16 protein-coding genes are annotated in these 15,054 nt (G+C 60.3%); 5 read left to right on the top strand and 11 right to left on the bottom strand.

Features of this window, described 5'->3' with window-relative positions:
- Nucleotides 1-28: 28 nt before the first annotated feature.
- The 8 genes from AB0F88_RS43445 to AB0F88_RS43410 all read right to left on the bottom strand — a co-directional run bounded on the left by AB0F88_RS43445 (nt 29) and on the right by AB0F88_RS43410 (nt 4,831).
- Nucleotides 29-187: a hypothetical protein gene (locus tag AB0F88_RS43445; RefSeq protein WP_362698242.1), complete on the bottom strand. Its 159-nt coding sequence runs from the start codon at nt 185-187 to the stop codon at nt 29-31.
- Nucleotides 180-383, bottom strand: a complete 204-nt coding sequence (locus AB0F88_RS43440; RefSeq protein WP_362698239.1) for a hypothetical protein — start codon at nt 381-383, stop codon at nt 180-182. Before AB0F88_RS43440 ends, AB0F88_RS43445 begins: the two co-directional genes overlap by 8 nt.
- Entirely contained in the window at nt 380-1,792 is a 1,413-nt protein-coding gene (locus AB0F88_RS43435) for an FtsK/SpoIIIE domain-containing protein (protein WP_362698236.1), read from the bottom strand. The genes AB0F88_RS43440 and AB0F88_RS43435 overlap by 4 nt, the downstream gene beginning before the upstream one ends.
- Nucleotides 1,793-1,879: 87 nt before the next feature.
- Complete coding sequence (locus tag AB0F88_RS43430; RefSeq protein ID WP_362698233.1) at nt 1,880-2,206, bottom strand: hypothetical protein; 327 nt, start codon at nt 2,204-2,206, stop codon at nt 1,880-1,882.
- Complete coding sequence (locus AB0F88_RS43425) at nt 2,203-2,652, bottom strand: plasmid replication, integration and excision activator (RefSeq protein WP_362698230.1); 450 nt, start codon at nt 2,650-2,652, stop codon at nt 2,203-2,205. The genes AB0F88_RS43430 and AB0F88_RS43425 overlap by 4 nt, the downstream gene beginning before the upstream one ends.
- A 146-nt stretch (nt 2,653-2,798) precedes the next feature.
- Nucleotides 2,799-3,299, bottom strand: coding sequence for a hypothetical protein (locus AB0F88_RS43420; RefSeq protein ID WP_362698227.1), 501 nt, complete (start codon nt 3,297-3,299; stop codon nt 2,799-2,801).
- 19 nt (nt 3,300-3,318) lie between these two features.
- Nucleotides 3,319-4,035, bottom strand: a complete 717-nt coding sequence (locus AB0F88_RS43415; protein WP_362698224.1) for a GntR family transcriptional regulator — start codon at nt 4,033-4,035, stop codon at nt 3,319-3,321.
- A 388-nt stretch (nt 4,036-4,423) separates the two neighbouring features.
- Entirely contained in the window at nt 4,424-4,831 is a 408-nt protein-coding gene (locus AB0F88_RS43410; protein WP_362698221.1) for a hypothetical protein, read from the bottom strand.
- Nucleotides 4,832-5,349: 518 nt separating this feature from the next.
- Between AB0F88_RS43410 and AB0F88_RS43405 the strand changes: the two genes are divergently transcribed.
- Nucleotides 5,350-6,171 carry a hypothetical protein gene (locus tag AB0F88_RS43405; RefSeq protein ID WP_362698218.1) on the top strand — a complete coding sequence of 274 codons (822 nt, stop codon included), beginning with the start codon at nt 5,350-5,352 and terminating at the stop codon, nt 6,169-6,171.
- Here the strand turns inward: AB0F88_RS43405 and AB0F88_RS43400 are convergent.
- A complete protein-coding gene (locus AB0F88_RS43400; protein WP_362698215.1) occupies nt 6,152-6,712 on the bottom strand; it encodes an NUDIX hydrolase in 561 nt (186 codons plus the stop codon). The genes AB0F88_RS43405 and AB0F88_RS43400 overlap by 20 nt on opposite strands.
- A 474-nt stretch (nt 6,713-7,186) precedes the next feature.
- Between AB0F88_RS43400 and AB0F88_RS43395 the strand changes: the two genes are divergently transcribed.
- The 3 genes from AB0F88_RS43395 to AB0F88_RS43385 all read left to right on the top strand — a co-directional run bounded on the left by AB0F88_RS43395 (nt 7,187) and on the right by AB0F88_RS43385 (nt 11,654).
- Complete coding sequence (locus AB0F88_RS43395; protein WP_362698212.1) at nt 7,187-8,104, top strand: DNA adenine methylase; 918 nt, start codon at nt 7,187-7,189, stop codon at nt 8,102-8,104.
- A gap of 95 nt (nt 8,105-8,199) precedes the next feature.
- Nucleotides 8,200-10,233, top strand: a complete 2,034-nt coding sequence (locus tag AB0F88_RS43390; protein WP_362698209.1) for a DUF87 domain-containing protein — start codon at nt 8,200-8,202, stop codon at nt 10,231-10,233.
- Nucleotides 10,234-10,979: 746 nt separating this feature from the next.
- Nucleotides 10,980-11,654, top strand: coding sequence for a hypothetical protein (locus tag AB0F88_RS43385; RefSeq protein WP_362698206.1), 675 nt, complete (start codon nt 10,980-10,982; stop codon nt 11,652-11,654).
- 227 nt (nt 11,655-11,881) lie between these two features.
- Here AB0F88_RS43385 and AB0F88_RS43380 read toward each other — a convergent pair whose 3' ends face one another.
- Nucleotides 11,882-12,982: a DUF3644 domain-containing protein gene (locus AB0F88_RS43380; RefSeq protein ID WP_362698203.1), complete on the bottom strand. Its 1,101-nt coding sequence runs from the start codon at nt 12,980-12,982 to the stop codon at nt 11,882-11,884.
- A 719-nt stretch (nt 12,983-13,701) separates the two neighbouring features.
- On the opposite strand from AB0F88_RS43380, the gene AB0F88_RS43375 reads away from it, so the two are divergent.
- On the top strand, nt 13,702-14,247 hold the full coding sequence (locus tag AB0F88_RS43375; protein ID WP_362698200.1) for a GNAT family N-acetyltransferase: 546 nt from the start codon (nt 13,702-13,704) through the stop codon (nt 14,245-14,247).
- A 68-nt stretch (nt 14,248-14,315) separates the two neighbouring features.
- Here the strand turns inward: AB0F88_RS43375 and AB0F88_RS43370 are convergent, their stop codons facing one another.
- Nucleotides 14,316-14,684, bottom strand: coding sequence for a hypothetical protein (locus AB0F88_RS43370; protein WP_362698197.1), 369 nt, complete (start codon nt 14,682-14,684; stop codon nt 14,316-14,318).
- Nucleotides 14,685-15,054 lie beyond the last annotated feature (370 nt).

Below are 15,054 nucleotides of genomic sequence, written 5' to 3'. Positions count from 1 at the left end.
GCGCGACAGGCCCGGTCGTTCGGGTTGCTCACGCGCCCTCCTCGTACGTGTCGCCGGGGTCGAGGAACGCGCCCTGTCCGCACTCGCGACATTCGACCAGGCCGCGGAGCAGGTCCAGCCACAGCGTGTTGACCGCGTGGCAGGCGGCACAGCGCAGGCCGTCGAGGATGTAGGCCAGTTCAGTCACGGTCGCCCCTCTCCCGCACTTCGGACAGGTCGGCCATCAGCCGGAACATGGTCTGATACGGGTCGGCGGTGACGCGCACGTTGAACAGCTCGAAGGCCAGGACGGGCTGAGTGTGGCGCGGTCCCAGGGCAGCGAGGATGGGCCGCTCGCAGAGGCGGGTGATCTCCTCGTCGGTGCCGTAGAAGCTGACCCTCATGCGGTCACCTCCATGGCCATCGCGCGGATGTCGCTGTCGGAGACGTAGGCCGCGCGCACCCGGATCGGGTCGGGTGAGGCCTCCAGCCGGACGTAGCCGACGCCCGCGCCCTGCTCGGTGATCGGGGAGATGTGATCGGCCAGTGCCCCGCGGTCGCGTGCGCCGTCGCCGAGGACCATGTCGACCTGTTCGGACTCGTCGAGACGGAGCGCGATCTTGTCGGGGAACAGGTTGCGGATGTTCATGACCTCTTTTCGCGGGTCCTGGAGAGCGGCCAGGACGCCGAAGCCGACCGCGCGGCCCTGTGTGGTGAGCGTGGCCAGGGCGGCGGAGATGCGGAGCTTGAGGCCCTTGTCGGACTGGTAGGCGGTCAGGAACGCCACCTCGTCGACCACCACCAGGACGAACGGGTCATCGACGGAGGGAGTGTGGGAGCGCTGGAGTCCGGCGTAGCGGTCGGCCCGTTCCTGCATGATCTTCACTGCTGCTTCGAGGAGATCGGCGCAGTCGGCCGGGCTCGCGGCGTAGCGGTCGCCGAACAGGTCACGCCCGTAGGACAGCTCCATCCGTTTGGGGTCCAGCGCCCAGACCTGTGCCAGACCCGCACGCGTGGCAGGCAGCAGGCCGCGGATCGTCGACCAGATGACCGAGCCCTTGCCTGCCCCGGTGGCTCCGGCGACCAGGACGTGAGTGCCGTGGACCTTCAAGAGCCAGGGCTTGCCGTCCTCGCACTTGCCGACCTCCACCGGCCCCACCGATGCCTCAGCCGGGACCGGTACGGCCGGGAGCGGAGTGGCGAGGGGATCACGGCGAGGGAAGACGAGCAGCAGCCGGCCCGAACGCGCGATGGAGACCCGGCAGGAGCGAGCGCCGAACCCGTGGGCGAGGTGCTCGGTGCGGTCGGCCCAGTCCTTGACCGCCTGTCCGGCGAGCATTCGCACCGTGACCACGTCGGCCCACGAGGTGCAGGTGACGCGGACGACGCGAGGCAGGTAATCCCGGCCGCGTAAGTGTCGGCCGAGCCCGGAGATGATCATCACCGGTTGCCAGTGCCGCCGGTAGACCCACACCAGCCGCCACCAGGCCAGCAGCCGCCAGCCCAGCAGGCGAAGGAACGAGGGACGAGCGAGGAAGAACCAGGCGGTGAGGCTGAGAGGGGTCACGGTGACGAGCCCGATGCCCCAACGCCAGCCGTACCAGTAGGTGACTGTAATGGGGGTGAGAGCGACGGCCGAGGCGATGGGGTGGCGCCACAGCAGCCGCAGGGCAGCGGCCAGCAGCCGCCACGCGAAGATCACAATGGTGACGATCGCCGGGGTGCGCAGGACGGCCGGGCGGAAGACGACGGCGGTATCGGGGGTGGTGGAGACGAGGTTCTGCGCCTCGTCGCCGGGCAGTTTCTTGAACATTAGGCTGGGGGCCTTCCTTGAATTCGCGTGAGAGGGAGAACCGAGGGGCCGCCGGAAGTTGGCGCTTCTGGCGGCCCCGCTTACGTGTCAGGCCGCGACCTCACCGGGCGGTGTGGTCTGGTCGGTGGGGTTGACCGGCTGTTCTGCGTGGAGGCGCTCGCAGTTGGCCAGGTAGCGCGCGGAAGCGGTGAAGATCTCCCGCGCGAGGGTCACGTCCTGCTCGGTGACCGGCCCGCCGCCCGTGGTGGTGACCGTCATGTGTGCCTCAGTGCTGGACAAGGTCAGGAACGGTCGCTCACCGTCGCCCCCGAACGCCTTGGCCGACATCTCCGAGGTGCAGAACGAGACATCGAATCGGGTGACGCCCTCGTGAATCGACGCGGTGACGTAGGTGTAGGGCTTGTGTTCGCTCACGCCGCCACGTCCTTGCCGGCCGTCTCCTTGACCGGCGCCGGAGCACTCTGCCGAGCAGGAGCCGTGGCGGTGCGGGGAGGGCGCATCGTGGTGGCTCGGATGGACCAGGCCAGGCGTCCGGTGTTCTGGTTGACGTAGGAGGTTGCGGTCATGCCGTCGAACTCCACCGGCACGAACGGCAGGCCCGGCAGCGCAGCCGGAACGGTCGGCTGGATGGGAGACAGGATCTTGACCGAGACCGTCTTCTGTCCGGCCTTCACGGTCGGGTCGGCATCCATGACGGCGACCTGCCACACCAACTCTCCGGTGTTCTTGTCCTTGGCGTAGACGGTGCGGCCCTTGGATGAGGCGTCGAAGTCCTTGACCTGTTCGACCTCGCCGACGATGAAGCAGCCGTGCGGGAAGACCTGCCCGAAGTGGACAGGGATGGGGCCTTGGATGGCCATGTCGGGTGTTCCTTTCACTTGGACGGCCGATGTTCGGTCGTCCACTTGTCCGATTGAGTTGAGAGTAGCTACTTCAACTTGTCCGCACAAGTGATTAAGGAGAAAGGTCGATGAGAAGCTTTGCTGTGACGGCAGGTCTCAGCAGATCATCGGCAGCGAAAGTCCAGGCCAGGACCGGTGCTGTCATAAAGCTCAACGATCACGATCCCGCTGGGGAGCCCTTCCCCGGGGTCGTACGCGGAACGCCTCGATGGCTCCGGCGTCCACACAGTGATGTCTGGCGGGGTTTCTCCGACTCCTGCGATGTTCGCGCGGTCGTAGTACTCGGTGAGCTCTTGGCCGGTGAGTGCAGTGCGCAGGGTGAACCGGGCGCGGTAGTCACAATGGTCGCCATTGCCGCGAAGTGCGATGGAGGCATCAGGGCCGCTGTAGTCCATCAGCTCACTCTCCGCTGGCAGAGGGTAGCTCTCAAACCGGTTGATCATGGCCGTTAGTTTCGCGTCATTGATCCACATGGGGATCTTGACCAGGAGAAACAGCCCGATCACCGGCAAGAGGATCAAGGCGAGACAGCCGCCCTTCTGGCTCCGCCAAAATGACTGTCTTCTGAACGGCTCTTCACCGAGTACACGCGGAGAGCTTTGCATGACACCACCCGAAATCGCCCTATGTCACGGGGTAGACATCTTGCAGCTCATGAAGATCACCTGGCAAGGCCACGCTCATCACCAAGAGCACAGCCCCAGCGGCGTCATGCACGCTGGCCAGCACCCCCATGACAGGCTTGGAGGAGCCGAGCAACTCGGCCTCTTCTTTGGTGGGGTTGCGCGCGGTCAGCCGCTCAGTGACGTGATCGAAGCGCAGATGCTTAACCGCCTGGAGGTGATGACGCACCCCGCGCGCGAGCGGTTCGGGCTTGTCGACGTCGGTCCCCAACGCGATCTCCAACGGGAACCACAGGGTCTCCACCGCAGACAGCCGGCCACCCTGCTTGGCCACCCGCCGACGCGAGATCACCGGGGTCTTGTCCTCCACGCCGAGAAGGCGGGCGATAGGTCGAGGGGCCGGAACACGGGCGACGTCGGTGACCATGTCACCGTTCTCGGACTGCTCGGCCACCGCCAGCCCCGGCCGGATGCGATCGACGGCACTTTCGGGACGGCCCTTCACGAACGAGCCGCGGCCGTGCTCACGCTCGATCCAGCCCTGCATGGCCAGCGTCTGAAGCGCCCGCACCACCGTCGTGCGACCTACGCCGAACTCTCTGACGAGCTGCGTCTCCGAAGGCAGCATGTCGCCGGCCGCGTACTGCCCGGCCTCGATGCGCTCCTGAATCGTGCCCATCACCTGGGCATACTTCGGAGGGGCGAAATCCTTGCTCATCTTAACCGCCCGATCACTCTTCCACTTGTCTGCACAAGTACAGTAGCGGCTAAGAGCAGCCCTGTCAGGACCCGCGACCGCAGGAAACACCTACCTGGCCAACCCTGCCAGAACTCTGATCCACACCACCCGCGCCTGAGCAGGCGACCACGCGTCACTGTGAAACACGGTCACCTTCCCTTTGTCCTGAACCGTCTTACGAATGAACGACAACCCGCCCGCATCGCACAATTCGTAAAACGTCACCCGATGCTCATGACAGGTCCAGGCCACCACCCGAACCCGCCCGAAACGCCGCGACCTATGCCAGGCCAAAGGCATGCAACCCGGAGCGGCCGGAACGAGATGCTCAGACAGACATGACGCTCCCCGTCGGGAAAATCCTCGCTCACGATTCCCGCCGCTCGAAACGCACCGAACCGGCCAGATCCACGGTGGCGTGAAAGATCACTTGCCGTGACCAGTCGCCCGGCGCCATGCCGAAGTCGTAGAGCCGCCGCGTGATCCGCCCCCATAGCGCCGGTTGCGGCTCCATCCTGCGCAGCGCCTTGCGCAGCTCGTCCATTGAGGTCGCCTGCCCCGAGCTGGTGCCGCACGGCCCGAGCCGGTCGACGCCCTCGGAGGTGAAGACCTCCCACTCGAACATCTCGACAATGGGCTCGGGACCGTCGCAGTACAGGCAGTCCTCCTGAGAGGAAACCGCACCTCCCAGAAACGAGGTAGCGACATGTCCCCGCCGCGTGACGATCTTCCAGCCGCGCCCATCGCATTCATCGCACTTAACCGGTGTTGTCATACCGGAAAGGATCGATGGAAGAACTTCTCAGCCCTATCCCACGCGTATATTCCACCAAGGCATATAGGGTCTCGACATGTAGCGACGCACCACCTCGGGAACCGACAACCGGAGGGCGGAATGAACGGGAGCGCTTTCGAACCGATCAAGATCCCAGCTAAAGTATGGGACCGCGAAGACAGCAGGGAAATCCTCAAAAATCGCGACGTAGCAGGACTTTTCAAACTCGCCGCGAAGTACGCAGGCGCCAGCCAAGTGGACATCGGCGCGGCAACTGGCCTGTCCCAGGGACGCGTTCAGCCGGATCAGCCACAACCAGTCCCACATCACCGAGCTGGACGTCTACGAGCGCATCGCCACCGGCCTCGGCCTGCCCGACCACGCCCGCATGCTCTTCGGCCTGGCCCCCCCTCGACACCGCATCCCCCACCGGGAACTACGGCGACCACCACCAGGAGCAGAGCGAGGAACTGACCGCTCGGATCGAAGCAGCCGCCGCCATCGACCCCACCATGGTCATGATCCTCACCACCGACACCAACAATCTGCGTCTCATGGACCGCCGACTTGGCGGCATCGCCATCGCCGACAAGATGCGCGCCCAGATATCCCATGTCGAACATGCCCACCGCCACGCCGTACGCCCCGGCATCCGTGCCCAGCTCGCCCACGTCCTGGCCGAGACTGCCTCACTGGCCGGATGGCAGGCGATTCACACCGGAGCGCTCAACGACGCCTGGAACCACTATGAGCACGCCAAAGCCGCCGCCCGCGAAGCCGACGATCCCGCCCTCATCGCCTACGTCTCCGGCGAACAGGCATACGTCCTGATGGAACTCGGCCGCCCCGCCGAAGGCACCGAACTCCTCCAGTACATCCACGCTACCTACCGCGACCGCATCCCCGCCCGGCTCCGCACCTGGATGTCCGCGGCCGAAGCCGAAGGCGCCGCGATCCTCGGTGACGAGACGACCTGCCGTACTGCTCTGGAACAGGCCGCTGCACTTCTACCCGGTGGCGACGCCGACCCCGACATGCCTTACCTGTCGGTCAACGCTCACCACTTGGCGCGCTGGCGGGGGAGTTGCCTGGTGCGTTTCGGCGATCCGGGAACCGTCGAGGACCTGCGCTCCGCACTGGCCGGGATGGACGGCACTTACAACCGCGCCGAATCCGGCGTCCGTTGCGACCTGGGCTATGCTCTTCTCGCCCGCGGAGAGCCCGACGCTGCCCAACCCCACATCCAGCGCGCCCAGCATCTTGCGACGATGACCGGATCCAGCCGGCAACGTCGACGCGTCGAGGAGCTCGCCCGAGCCGTCAGCCGCTCGTTGCGCTGAGCCGATCCCGCGCCGCGAACAGACCGATCAGCGTCCCCGACGTCCAGATGTCCCCGCGGGCGATCATCGCCGGGATCTCTGCCATCGGCACCCACTCGATGAGGTCTGCCTCGATCTCCCCGGTCGGGCTCCCGACCAGATCGGCACCCCGCACCAGGAACAGGCTGTGCTCGGAGTCGACCATGCCGGCCATCGGCTGGTAGGTGATTAGGGGCTCGATCTCCTTGGGTCGATACCCTGTCTCCTCCTCCACCTCACGGGCAGCTGTCGTGATCGCTTCCTCGCCGGCGTCGACCAGGCCGCCGGGAAGCTCCCAGCCCCACCGGTCGAACAGGAACCGGTGCCGCCACATCATCAGCACCCGATTCTGCTCGTCGACGACCACCGCGATCGCCGCCCGATCCAGATGCACCGCATGATGCTCGAACCGCTCCCCGTCCGGGATCGCCACGTCAACGAGCCCCAACCGGATCCACCGGTTGTCATAGATGAGCCGTTCCCCGTGCACGATCCACCGCGACCGCTCTTCGTTGGTAGCCACACAGCGAAGTTACAGGCCAACCTCCCTGGCGTACACGGGCATCAATACAGAGTGCACGCCATCACGAAGAGCGACTTGTGCATAAAAATGGGTCAATCTGGGACACGAGTACACAGATCGCCTGAACACTGATGAGCTAAGAAGCATCGATGAAGACTTGCATCTTGAGACGAGTCACACAGTAGACATGACCAGGAGGGATGCAGTAGAGCACTATCGCTCGACGGGGCAGCTCTCGTAAGCTATAACGATGACAAGGCTGAAAACCACAGAAGTCACATTTTGATATATCCCTACTGGCCCTCAAGAAAAATTCTAGAGGCTGTGCCAGGTGTCAGGATGAGTTTCAGGTGCACCCGGTACGGTATGCCGAGCTAGGGGAGCGAAAGGTTCGAGCATATGAAGACGAGCCCTAAGAGGGCCCTTCGGAGACGGCCATGGCCCCAAGAAGCCGTACTCGATAAGCCTCTACCTTTGTTTGATCCAGACTTCTTCAAACAGTCTATAGTCAGCCCTCTTCGTTATCCTGGAGCCAAAAGACAATTGGTTCCAGTAATTGAAGGAATAATCAAAGCAAACGTGCCGCCTCCACGCCTCCTCGTTGAGCCGTTCTGTGGCGGCGCTACCACTTCTCTTCGTTTAGCCGGAACAGACCACGTAGATCATGTCGTCCTGGCAGACGCAGATCCTTTGCTTGCCGCATTCTGGCATACTGCGGCATTTGATTCGAAATGGCTCATCAATGCCATGTGGAACGAGCCAGTCACGGTAGAGCGCTGGGACTGGTGGCGGCTTGCTGAGCCGAAGGGGCGTAGAGAGACTGCACTAAAGTGCCTTTTTCTGAATCGTACGACCTTCTCGGGAATCCTTCACGGGCGAGCTGGTCCTCTTGGTGGAAGATCTCAAAAATCTGAATATAAGATTGATTGCCGATTCGGCAAAAAAGGACTAGAACGCAGAATCTCTGCAGTAGCCGATCTAGCTACTAGCGGAAGAATTCTTGATGTCTGGAATCTAGATTGGAGATCTACAGTAGAGCGAGCAAAAAAAAGGTTTGATATGTTGACGCCAGACGAGATGCTCATTTATTTAGATCCGCCCTATGTTGAAAAAGCCCCGTTTCTCTACGAGTGGTCTTTTGAGAGCACCGAACACAAGAATCTGGCGCAAGCCATTAACGGTACGAGCGAGTTTCAATGGCTGCTGTCGTACGACGATAACGATCTTGCCAGATCGCTATATACAGATTATATCGGACAAAGTCGACTCTTAGTGAACAATCGGTACACGGCAGCTGGCTCCGAACGTCGCAAGACGCGCGAAGAGCTACTAGTCACTAATTACCCGACAATCCCGACATCAGACCGGTATCGACTACTAGGAACTTCCTAAGCGTCAGGGGCACGTGATACTTCTAAAACTCTGTGCACCCGTATGAGATTAGTGGAGGCCCTTCCCCCATGGCTGATCTTACGACTGTCCCTCTGATGGGTACTTCCCTGCTCCATGACCGGCTCCTCGGAGGTGCCAGGCGTATCGGCGGCATCTACCATCTCGACTTTCAGTACGCACAGGTTTCTACGGACGACAAGTGGAAAGCCGCAGCTGGAGGAATCCCTCAGCATTCCTTCTTGCTAGCCACGGTGATGCCTCTGGACGCTCCAGCTGCCCCTGAGGATGAAGAAGTTCTATTACTGCGTGTTGACGATACTTGCATGCTTCCTCGCCAAGCTGAGCTTATAGAGGTTCGCGAGTTTGCTATGCGCCAAATGTTAACTGGCACTGGTGTAACAGTGGATGGTCTTACTCAACAAGAAATGCAACGTTCTGGCCTTAACTGCCGTATCCTTGGAACGTTTTATCAGACTGACCTCCCGAACGGTAAGTCGATACTCGACTTTGGAGCTGATCTCGACAACGTTTACGCGGCAAGTCGCTATCACGTATATAAGCCATCGCCGGCAGCTCTAGCAGCGATTGCCTCGTATCCGCAGATAACCGAAGATGAAGCACGTAAAGACATACGGCCCGATCTTCTTACTATCGGGTCTGTTCGTTACTCTTCCACTCGCCGTCGAGCTCGGCGCCATGGAGAACATCTTGTCCCCGTAGAAGTTCGAGTCGACGACTTCATCGAAATGAAAACTGCCGTGTTTGGTATGACTCGAATGGGAAAATCAAACACGATGAAAACTCTCGCAACGGCCACATTCCGGCATGCGAAAAGGATTGGCGATCCGATTGGTCAGTTATTTTTCGACCCCCAAGGCGAATACGCCAATCCAAACGTTCAAGATGAGGGGATAGCTCTATCCGATCTGGGCTCGGATGTTGTTATTTATCGCTTTGGGGCCGACCCGGTTAACATTCCAGAAGACAGAGAAGTGGAGCCGCTGCAGATTAACTTCTATGACTCCAAGCAGCTCATTGCTGCTCAAGAAGTAATCGGCTCTGTGCTAGCTACTGTTACCACAGGTAACTATGTTACCAACTTCATTAATGCAGAACTGATAGCTCCTACGACGGCTAGTTTCTCACGTAGGAACAGATCTAGCAGAGCGCGATTCTGTTTCTACGCTCTTCTAGGACGGGCAGGGTTCACCTGTCCCGAAAATTATACCTTCAAGACTTCAATGAAGCGCGATCTCGTCAATGCAATGACCGGAGATCAGAACTTCTCGTTCACTCTTACTGTCCCTAAAAGCGGGGAAGTTCAGGCTCAGGGTGTCGATGCGGTGCAAGCAATTCTCGATTGGCTCCTAGAGCAACGCGAAGCAGGCAACCAGGATGCGACTGAATGGCTGAACGATCAGTCAATCGACGCGATCGTCCCTGTCTATCAACCCACAGGCGTTCAACAGGGATGGCGTTGGGTTCGTCGGGCTAGCCCATTTCACAATCCAGCTGCACGGTCTGATTATGCCGTGCGCGTACACCAAGATCTCGTTAAGGGAAACCTTGTTATTGTCGATCTTTCGAGAGGGACCGAGCAGGTGCTTCAACTCCTCTCCGAAAGAATCATTAATCATATCCTCGGTAAAGCAACTGAGCGCTTTACAGAGAATGAGCCCGCGCATAGGATGCAGATCGTCATAGAAGAGGCGCACCGGCTGTTTGATCGAAAGTCTTATGATGCCGATGCACCTAATCCATATGTGCGGCTGGCTAAAGAGGCGGCTAAGTTCAAAATCGGGCTAATCTACGCTACACAAGAAGTGACTGCTGTACACCCGGCTATTTTGGCCAACACTAGCAACTGGATCGTAGCCCATCTCAACAATACTCAAGAAATAAATGCGCTATCCCGATACTACGATTTTAAATCTTTTGAACAGGCTATCCTCTCTGCTGAGGATAGAGGATTCGTTCGACTTAAGACGCGTTCAGGGAAGTACGTGGTCCCGGTCCAGATAGCGCTGTTCGATCGAAGCATGATCAATGAGGCCCGGCGCGAAGCGGGCCTGTCGGAACTCGCTTCCAAGTTGCCTGCTCTTACTCCTCTATTCGATGTTCAGGAGTAAAAATTATGCCTTATATAAAGCCGCAAGGCACCCCTGAGCGTGCTAGCCGGCTTGGTCATGTTCGTACCGCACTCGATCCGGCAGTGAATCAAGCTCTTGCTACGTTTCATCTTCCTCCTGCTACCCAGGGCCCGCCGCCAATAGCAGACTTACTCATTCCTGCTCAAAACCTCAATGATTCAGGACTGCCAGAACCTTCTTATGCAGTAGCTATTGACGGCTCGTGCCAGGAGATCGAGGTTCGCCCTGATTTCCCGTCCGCGAGGGTCGGATTCACAAAAGTAGCGGGTATCTGCGCGCATTTGGATGCTTTCCATCCGCCAGCACCAGGCGGTTTTGTAGATCCAGTGGCAATTGCCTCAGCTACTAGTGCGGCGCTCGTTAACGGGGTAGTTCCAACAAGTGTGGTTACTCAGAGGCCTGGCCAAACGATGCATGAGGCTTGGCGCGAGGCAGTGCACACTCTCATGTCTAGTTCTATAATTGAGGGCCCTGGCCACTTGCGAACTTCGCTTTTGGAAGTGTTAAGTCATGTTCTGGGAGATGCGGGCAACCCGGCGACTTCCACAATGATTAATAAGTGCCCTGGTAGGCATGACAGGGGTTGCGGGGCAGAGAAAATTTCCGTTCCCTTTGGTGGCACTGCATGTTCTGTCTGCGGGACACAGATATATTTTAGCGACGCAGCAAGCACTGGGGACGAAGTTCTCGAAGATGGGTCTAATGCTACAGCTCTAGGACGACTAATGAACGTCTTAGAGCTCCTGACTTTTTTGTGGCAAATTCGAATATTCTCTGTAGCCAATGATGGGCGCCTGCTTCCCCATGTGGCGTTTATTCTAGATGGCCCCCTTTCGATGTTTGGCCGACCGGCAGGCCTTAAGAGGTATGCACTACGATTCTTACAAGATATGCATGCCTCTGAGCTTCGAGCGGGCAGGGTTGGATTGCCTGTTATTATAGGCTTAGAAAAAGGCGGAACCATTGCCGAACACGCTGGGCATATCCGAAAACACATACCTCCCGGCACATTGATGTGTCTGCCGGACTGGTATATTCGTGATCATATTCAGCATCGTGCTGGAAACCGCAGTTATGGCTATGACACTGACTATGGCCGTCGATTTATATACCGAGCCACCGACGGGCGTGTTCTTGTTTTTAGCATCCCGCCGCTACCTGTGGGTGAGCCAATAGATGATGCGGATGGCGTAGAGCTGAGTCGATATCCGACATTATCTTCCAGCGCAAAACTGCTAGATAAAATCGGTACACTCTTATATCAAGATGCTGTGATTCCTGTGGCACTAGCACACAATTTCGCTGCACTTCCGCTTGGCACTGGTTCCCAAGTTCTTACGAATCTTGCTCAAGACGTCTTGGGGACGCGTCGAACGAAAGCACAGACAACCCCGTTCTAGCGGGTGTCATCTAATTGTTGGCGAAGCTGCCGCGCGACTTTTAGAGTTCTCTCAAAATAAGTATCCTTAAGCCATTGCCGAATTGTTCTTGTAGGTATCAAGGCGACGGCGCTCCACGCCGCCGCACGGCCCGCCGCCCGCCCGCCGTCCGGGCGTGCGGCGTGGGCGCCGGTCCCGGTCGACGGCGGGACTCAGGGCCGCCCGCCGACCCTGGACGCACCGTCGCCTTACTTCGCCTGGCAGTCAGGAACCGCGCATGACTCCTGCTTACGGGCGGACGGGTTGTGCGCCCTCCAGACGGCTTCCAGGTCCAGGGTGTCTCGCCCCGTGCGTAGGCGATTAAAGGCGTTGTCAGAAAAGCGTGGCAAACGCTGGGAGTCGAAGATGAACTCGTGGCAGCAAGTTGGATCCGTGTCGATGCCCAAGTGACGCCGTAGCGCGGTACACCTAGGTCGAGTCATGTCGAGATCCTTGGCCAGATCGGTCGCTGAGCGATGGAACTTGGCTTGGAGATCGACCTCCCGGATCGCTGCGGCTGGCACGGTCTCATCCGCGACATAACGTACTGGCGGAGCGGTATCGTTCTTCACGAAGCGCAGCTTAATCAAGAGGCCTTCGCCGTCCGTGGCAGTGGCCAGTTGCTGTAGGCGAGGGAAAACCTCCGAACGTGATGCCCCTCCGCGAACACCCGCCTGTACCCGGTCGACGTCCTTGCTTGAGACGCGGGTCTCCGGTCCAGTGTGGGCTTCCATCGCCAACAGGGTCCGTATCCGTGCTCGCGCCTCATGTGTTGCGCGCCGACCAGGTTGGAGCAAGGCGGCGATCTGTGTGTATTCCTCGTCCAGGAGAAGCGAGAGGTCACGCGGCGGGTCAACGGAGACTGGCAATACCCGGAAGGGTAGGTAGGTAGCCAGCGGCTCCTTGAACACGCGCTGGAGTAAGTCGTCGAAGAGCGTCACGGCGGCCCGAGCATGCACGTACAGTAATTGCTCGGAGACCTGGTTGAACCAGTGCTGCTCCTCATCCCGCAAAGCATCAATCGCCCTGAGCGTGCCTGCATCGGATTCGCTGAGCTTGATGTCGGGATGCTCCATGGCTTTGCGTACGCAGGTCTCGAAGCCGAGCGACCGACCGAGGGTCGGGTCGAACACGCTGATCCCCTTCTGGACGAGCGCCGCCTTGAGCAGCATCTCGAAGGAGTGCTGAAGATGCAGAAGGACCCTGGTCGCCCGTCCCTTGTCGTGCGGCGAATTGAACGCCTCGGTCGCGGTGACCATCGACGAGATGGCCTTCTCCTTGAGGACGCGAGCTTCTTGCCTCAGTCTCACCCGCAACCTTGCCCTTCCAGACGTGTCAGACAGTCACCAGCCAGGTTAGACGTACAGGCGAGGGGCTACGACACGGTTTCGGACGCGCTAGAACCCGACCACCGTCCAGATATCGCCCTCACGATCGCCCTGCGATGGTTTAGGACGTACATGGTTGGGGGCGATCGGAGGTCCAGGGCTTCGTTCCTCAGCCCCGGCCCGCCGGCGGCGTGGCGTGGCGCCGTCGCAAGCTGTGGAGGGATGACACCTGCAGTTGACTAGGCGCCGGAGGAGATGCGGTGCAGGTTGAGAAAGTGATGGGACTAGTCGTCGCCAGTCGACGTCCAATCTGGCAGCCACGGTTCGGTGCGAGGTAGCTCATGCAGCCCTACGGGATATGTGCGGGATGGTCTCGCACGCCCAGACCCCAAGCGGAGCCGTATGGCCAGTTCAAAGGCGTGCCGCACTCGGAATCGTCGGCCCGCTGTAAAACCGTCGGCTCAGCCTACGCAGGTTCAAGTCCTGCACCTGCCACCAGCCAAACTGGCAGCTCAGAGGCCCTTCGGGGCCTCTTTTGCGTTTCCGGGACATGCAGGCGTAGGCAGCCGGAAGCAGCCGCATGTCACCACTTCACCAATATGCGTGCAATGATCTTGGCCGTGTTCTCCCGGGTCGCGCTAGCTTTCTAGCGTCCTATCGGCTGGCAGCTGTTCCCTCGGCTTCGCGGGCGTCTGGTGGCCATGGTTGCTCAAGATGGGCATGCTGATCAGGTGATGAACGTTGCCGTACCGTGCACTGTTCGAACTGCCCGCCCAGAGGACCTGTTGGCGGTCCTGCAGGTCTACGCCGCCGAGCAGGATCCCGAAGATGACTCTCCCCGCACAGCTTCGGATCCTGAACAGCGGACCTGGGCACGGATGACGCGATCCGACGATCTCACTGTTTACCTCGCTGAGGTCGACGATCAGGTGGTCGGGACGGCGACGTTGATGACGATGCCGAACCTGACCTACAGCTGTTCCCCTACCGCGTTCGTCGAAGCGGTCGTGGTCGCCGTCGGTCATCGCCGCACGGGCGTGGCCACCGCGATCATGGAGCGACTTCTCAGTGACGCTCGATCCGCGGGGTGCAACAAGGTCCAGCTCCTGTCCCACAAGCGTCATGCCGCCGATGGCGCTCACCGCCTCTACACCTCGCTGGGCTTCGAGCCGGAAGCGGAAGGATTTCGGCTCTATCTCCAGGAGGTTCCCGCCGCAGTTCGGGCCGCCAGGGAGGCACACCGCTGAGAACCGGTCTCCTGAAACGCAGAAGGACCCCGGAGAGTCTCCGAGGCCCTGGTCGTACGGCAGGCATGTCATGCGATGAGCGCGTCACCGATCCGCTTGTTGGCCGCGTCCTTCTGACCGTCGAGGCACTTGGCGTAGACCCGCAGCAGGACGTCCACGCTGTGTCCGGCCCGCTCTGCCGCATCGGGAGCCGAGATACCCGCGTTGAGCCAGAGTGAGACCGCCGCGTGCCTCAGGTCGTACGGTCTGCGGGCCAGGGGAGAGGCCACCTGAGCCGGGGTGAAGGCCAATTTCCGAGTCTCATGCCACACCTCGGTGTAGGCCGTCGAGGCGATCACGCCGCCACGCTCACTACGGAAGATCCGCCCGTCCGTGCCGGTCCCGTACTCCTCGATGTGCCGACGAAGGGTCGCAGCCAGTTCCGGCGGGATCGGCACCGGACGTACATCGGCACGGCCCCGGTGCTTGAGCCCCCGTTCCTCATGAGCGTTCCCGCTGTCCGTCCAATGTGTGTTGACCTCTGGCCGGGAGATGTCGACCGTCACCCCCCGGGCGGAAGGTGGCAGTCCTGGAGTCGCAGGCCGACCGAGCTCAGCTTCGCAACATGATCAACGCGGACATCAAGCATGCACAGGAACATGCGGATCAACGGGTGGCCACAGAGCCGCAAGTCAGTTCCTCATCAATCGCTCTACCTGAGCCCGGATCCTGGACTGGAGTTGGCCCGGTTTGGTGGACACCTGATCTCTGGGGAACCCTGGTTCCCGGAAGAAGGAGTCTGCTGTGCCGAACAACTATCCGCCGGAG

The organism is Streptosporangium sp. NPDC023963 (assembly GCF_040639135.1).
Lineage (GTDB): Bacteria > Actinomycetota > Actinomycetes > Streptosporangiales > Streptosporangiaceae > Streptosporangium.
The sequence above is the reverse complement of the archived record's forward strand: the minus strand, read 5'-3'. Positions and strand labels throughout refer to the sequence as shown.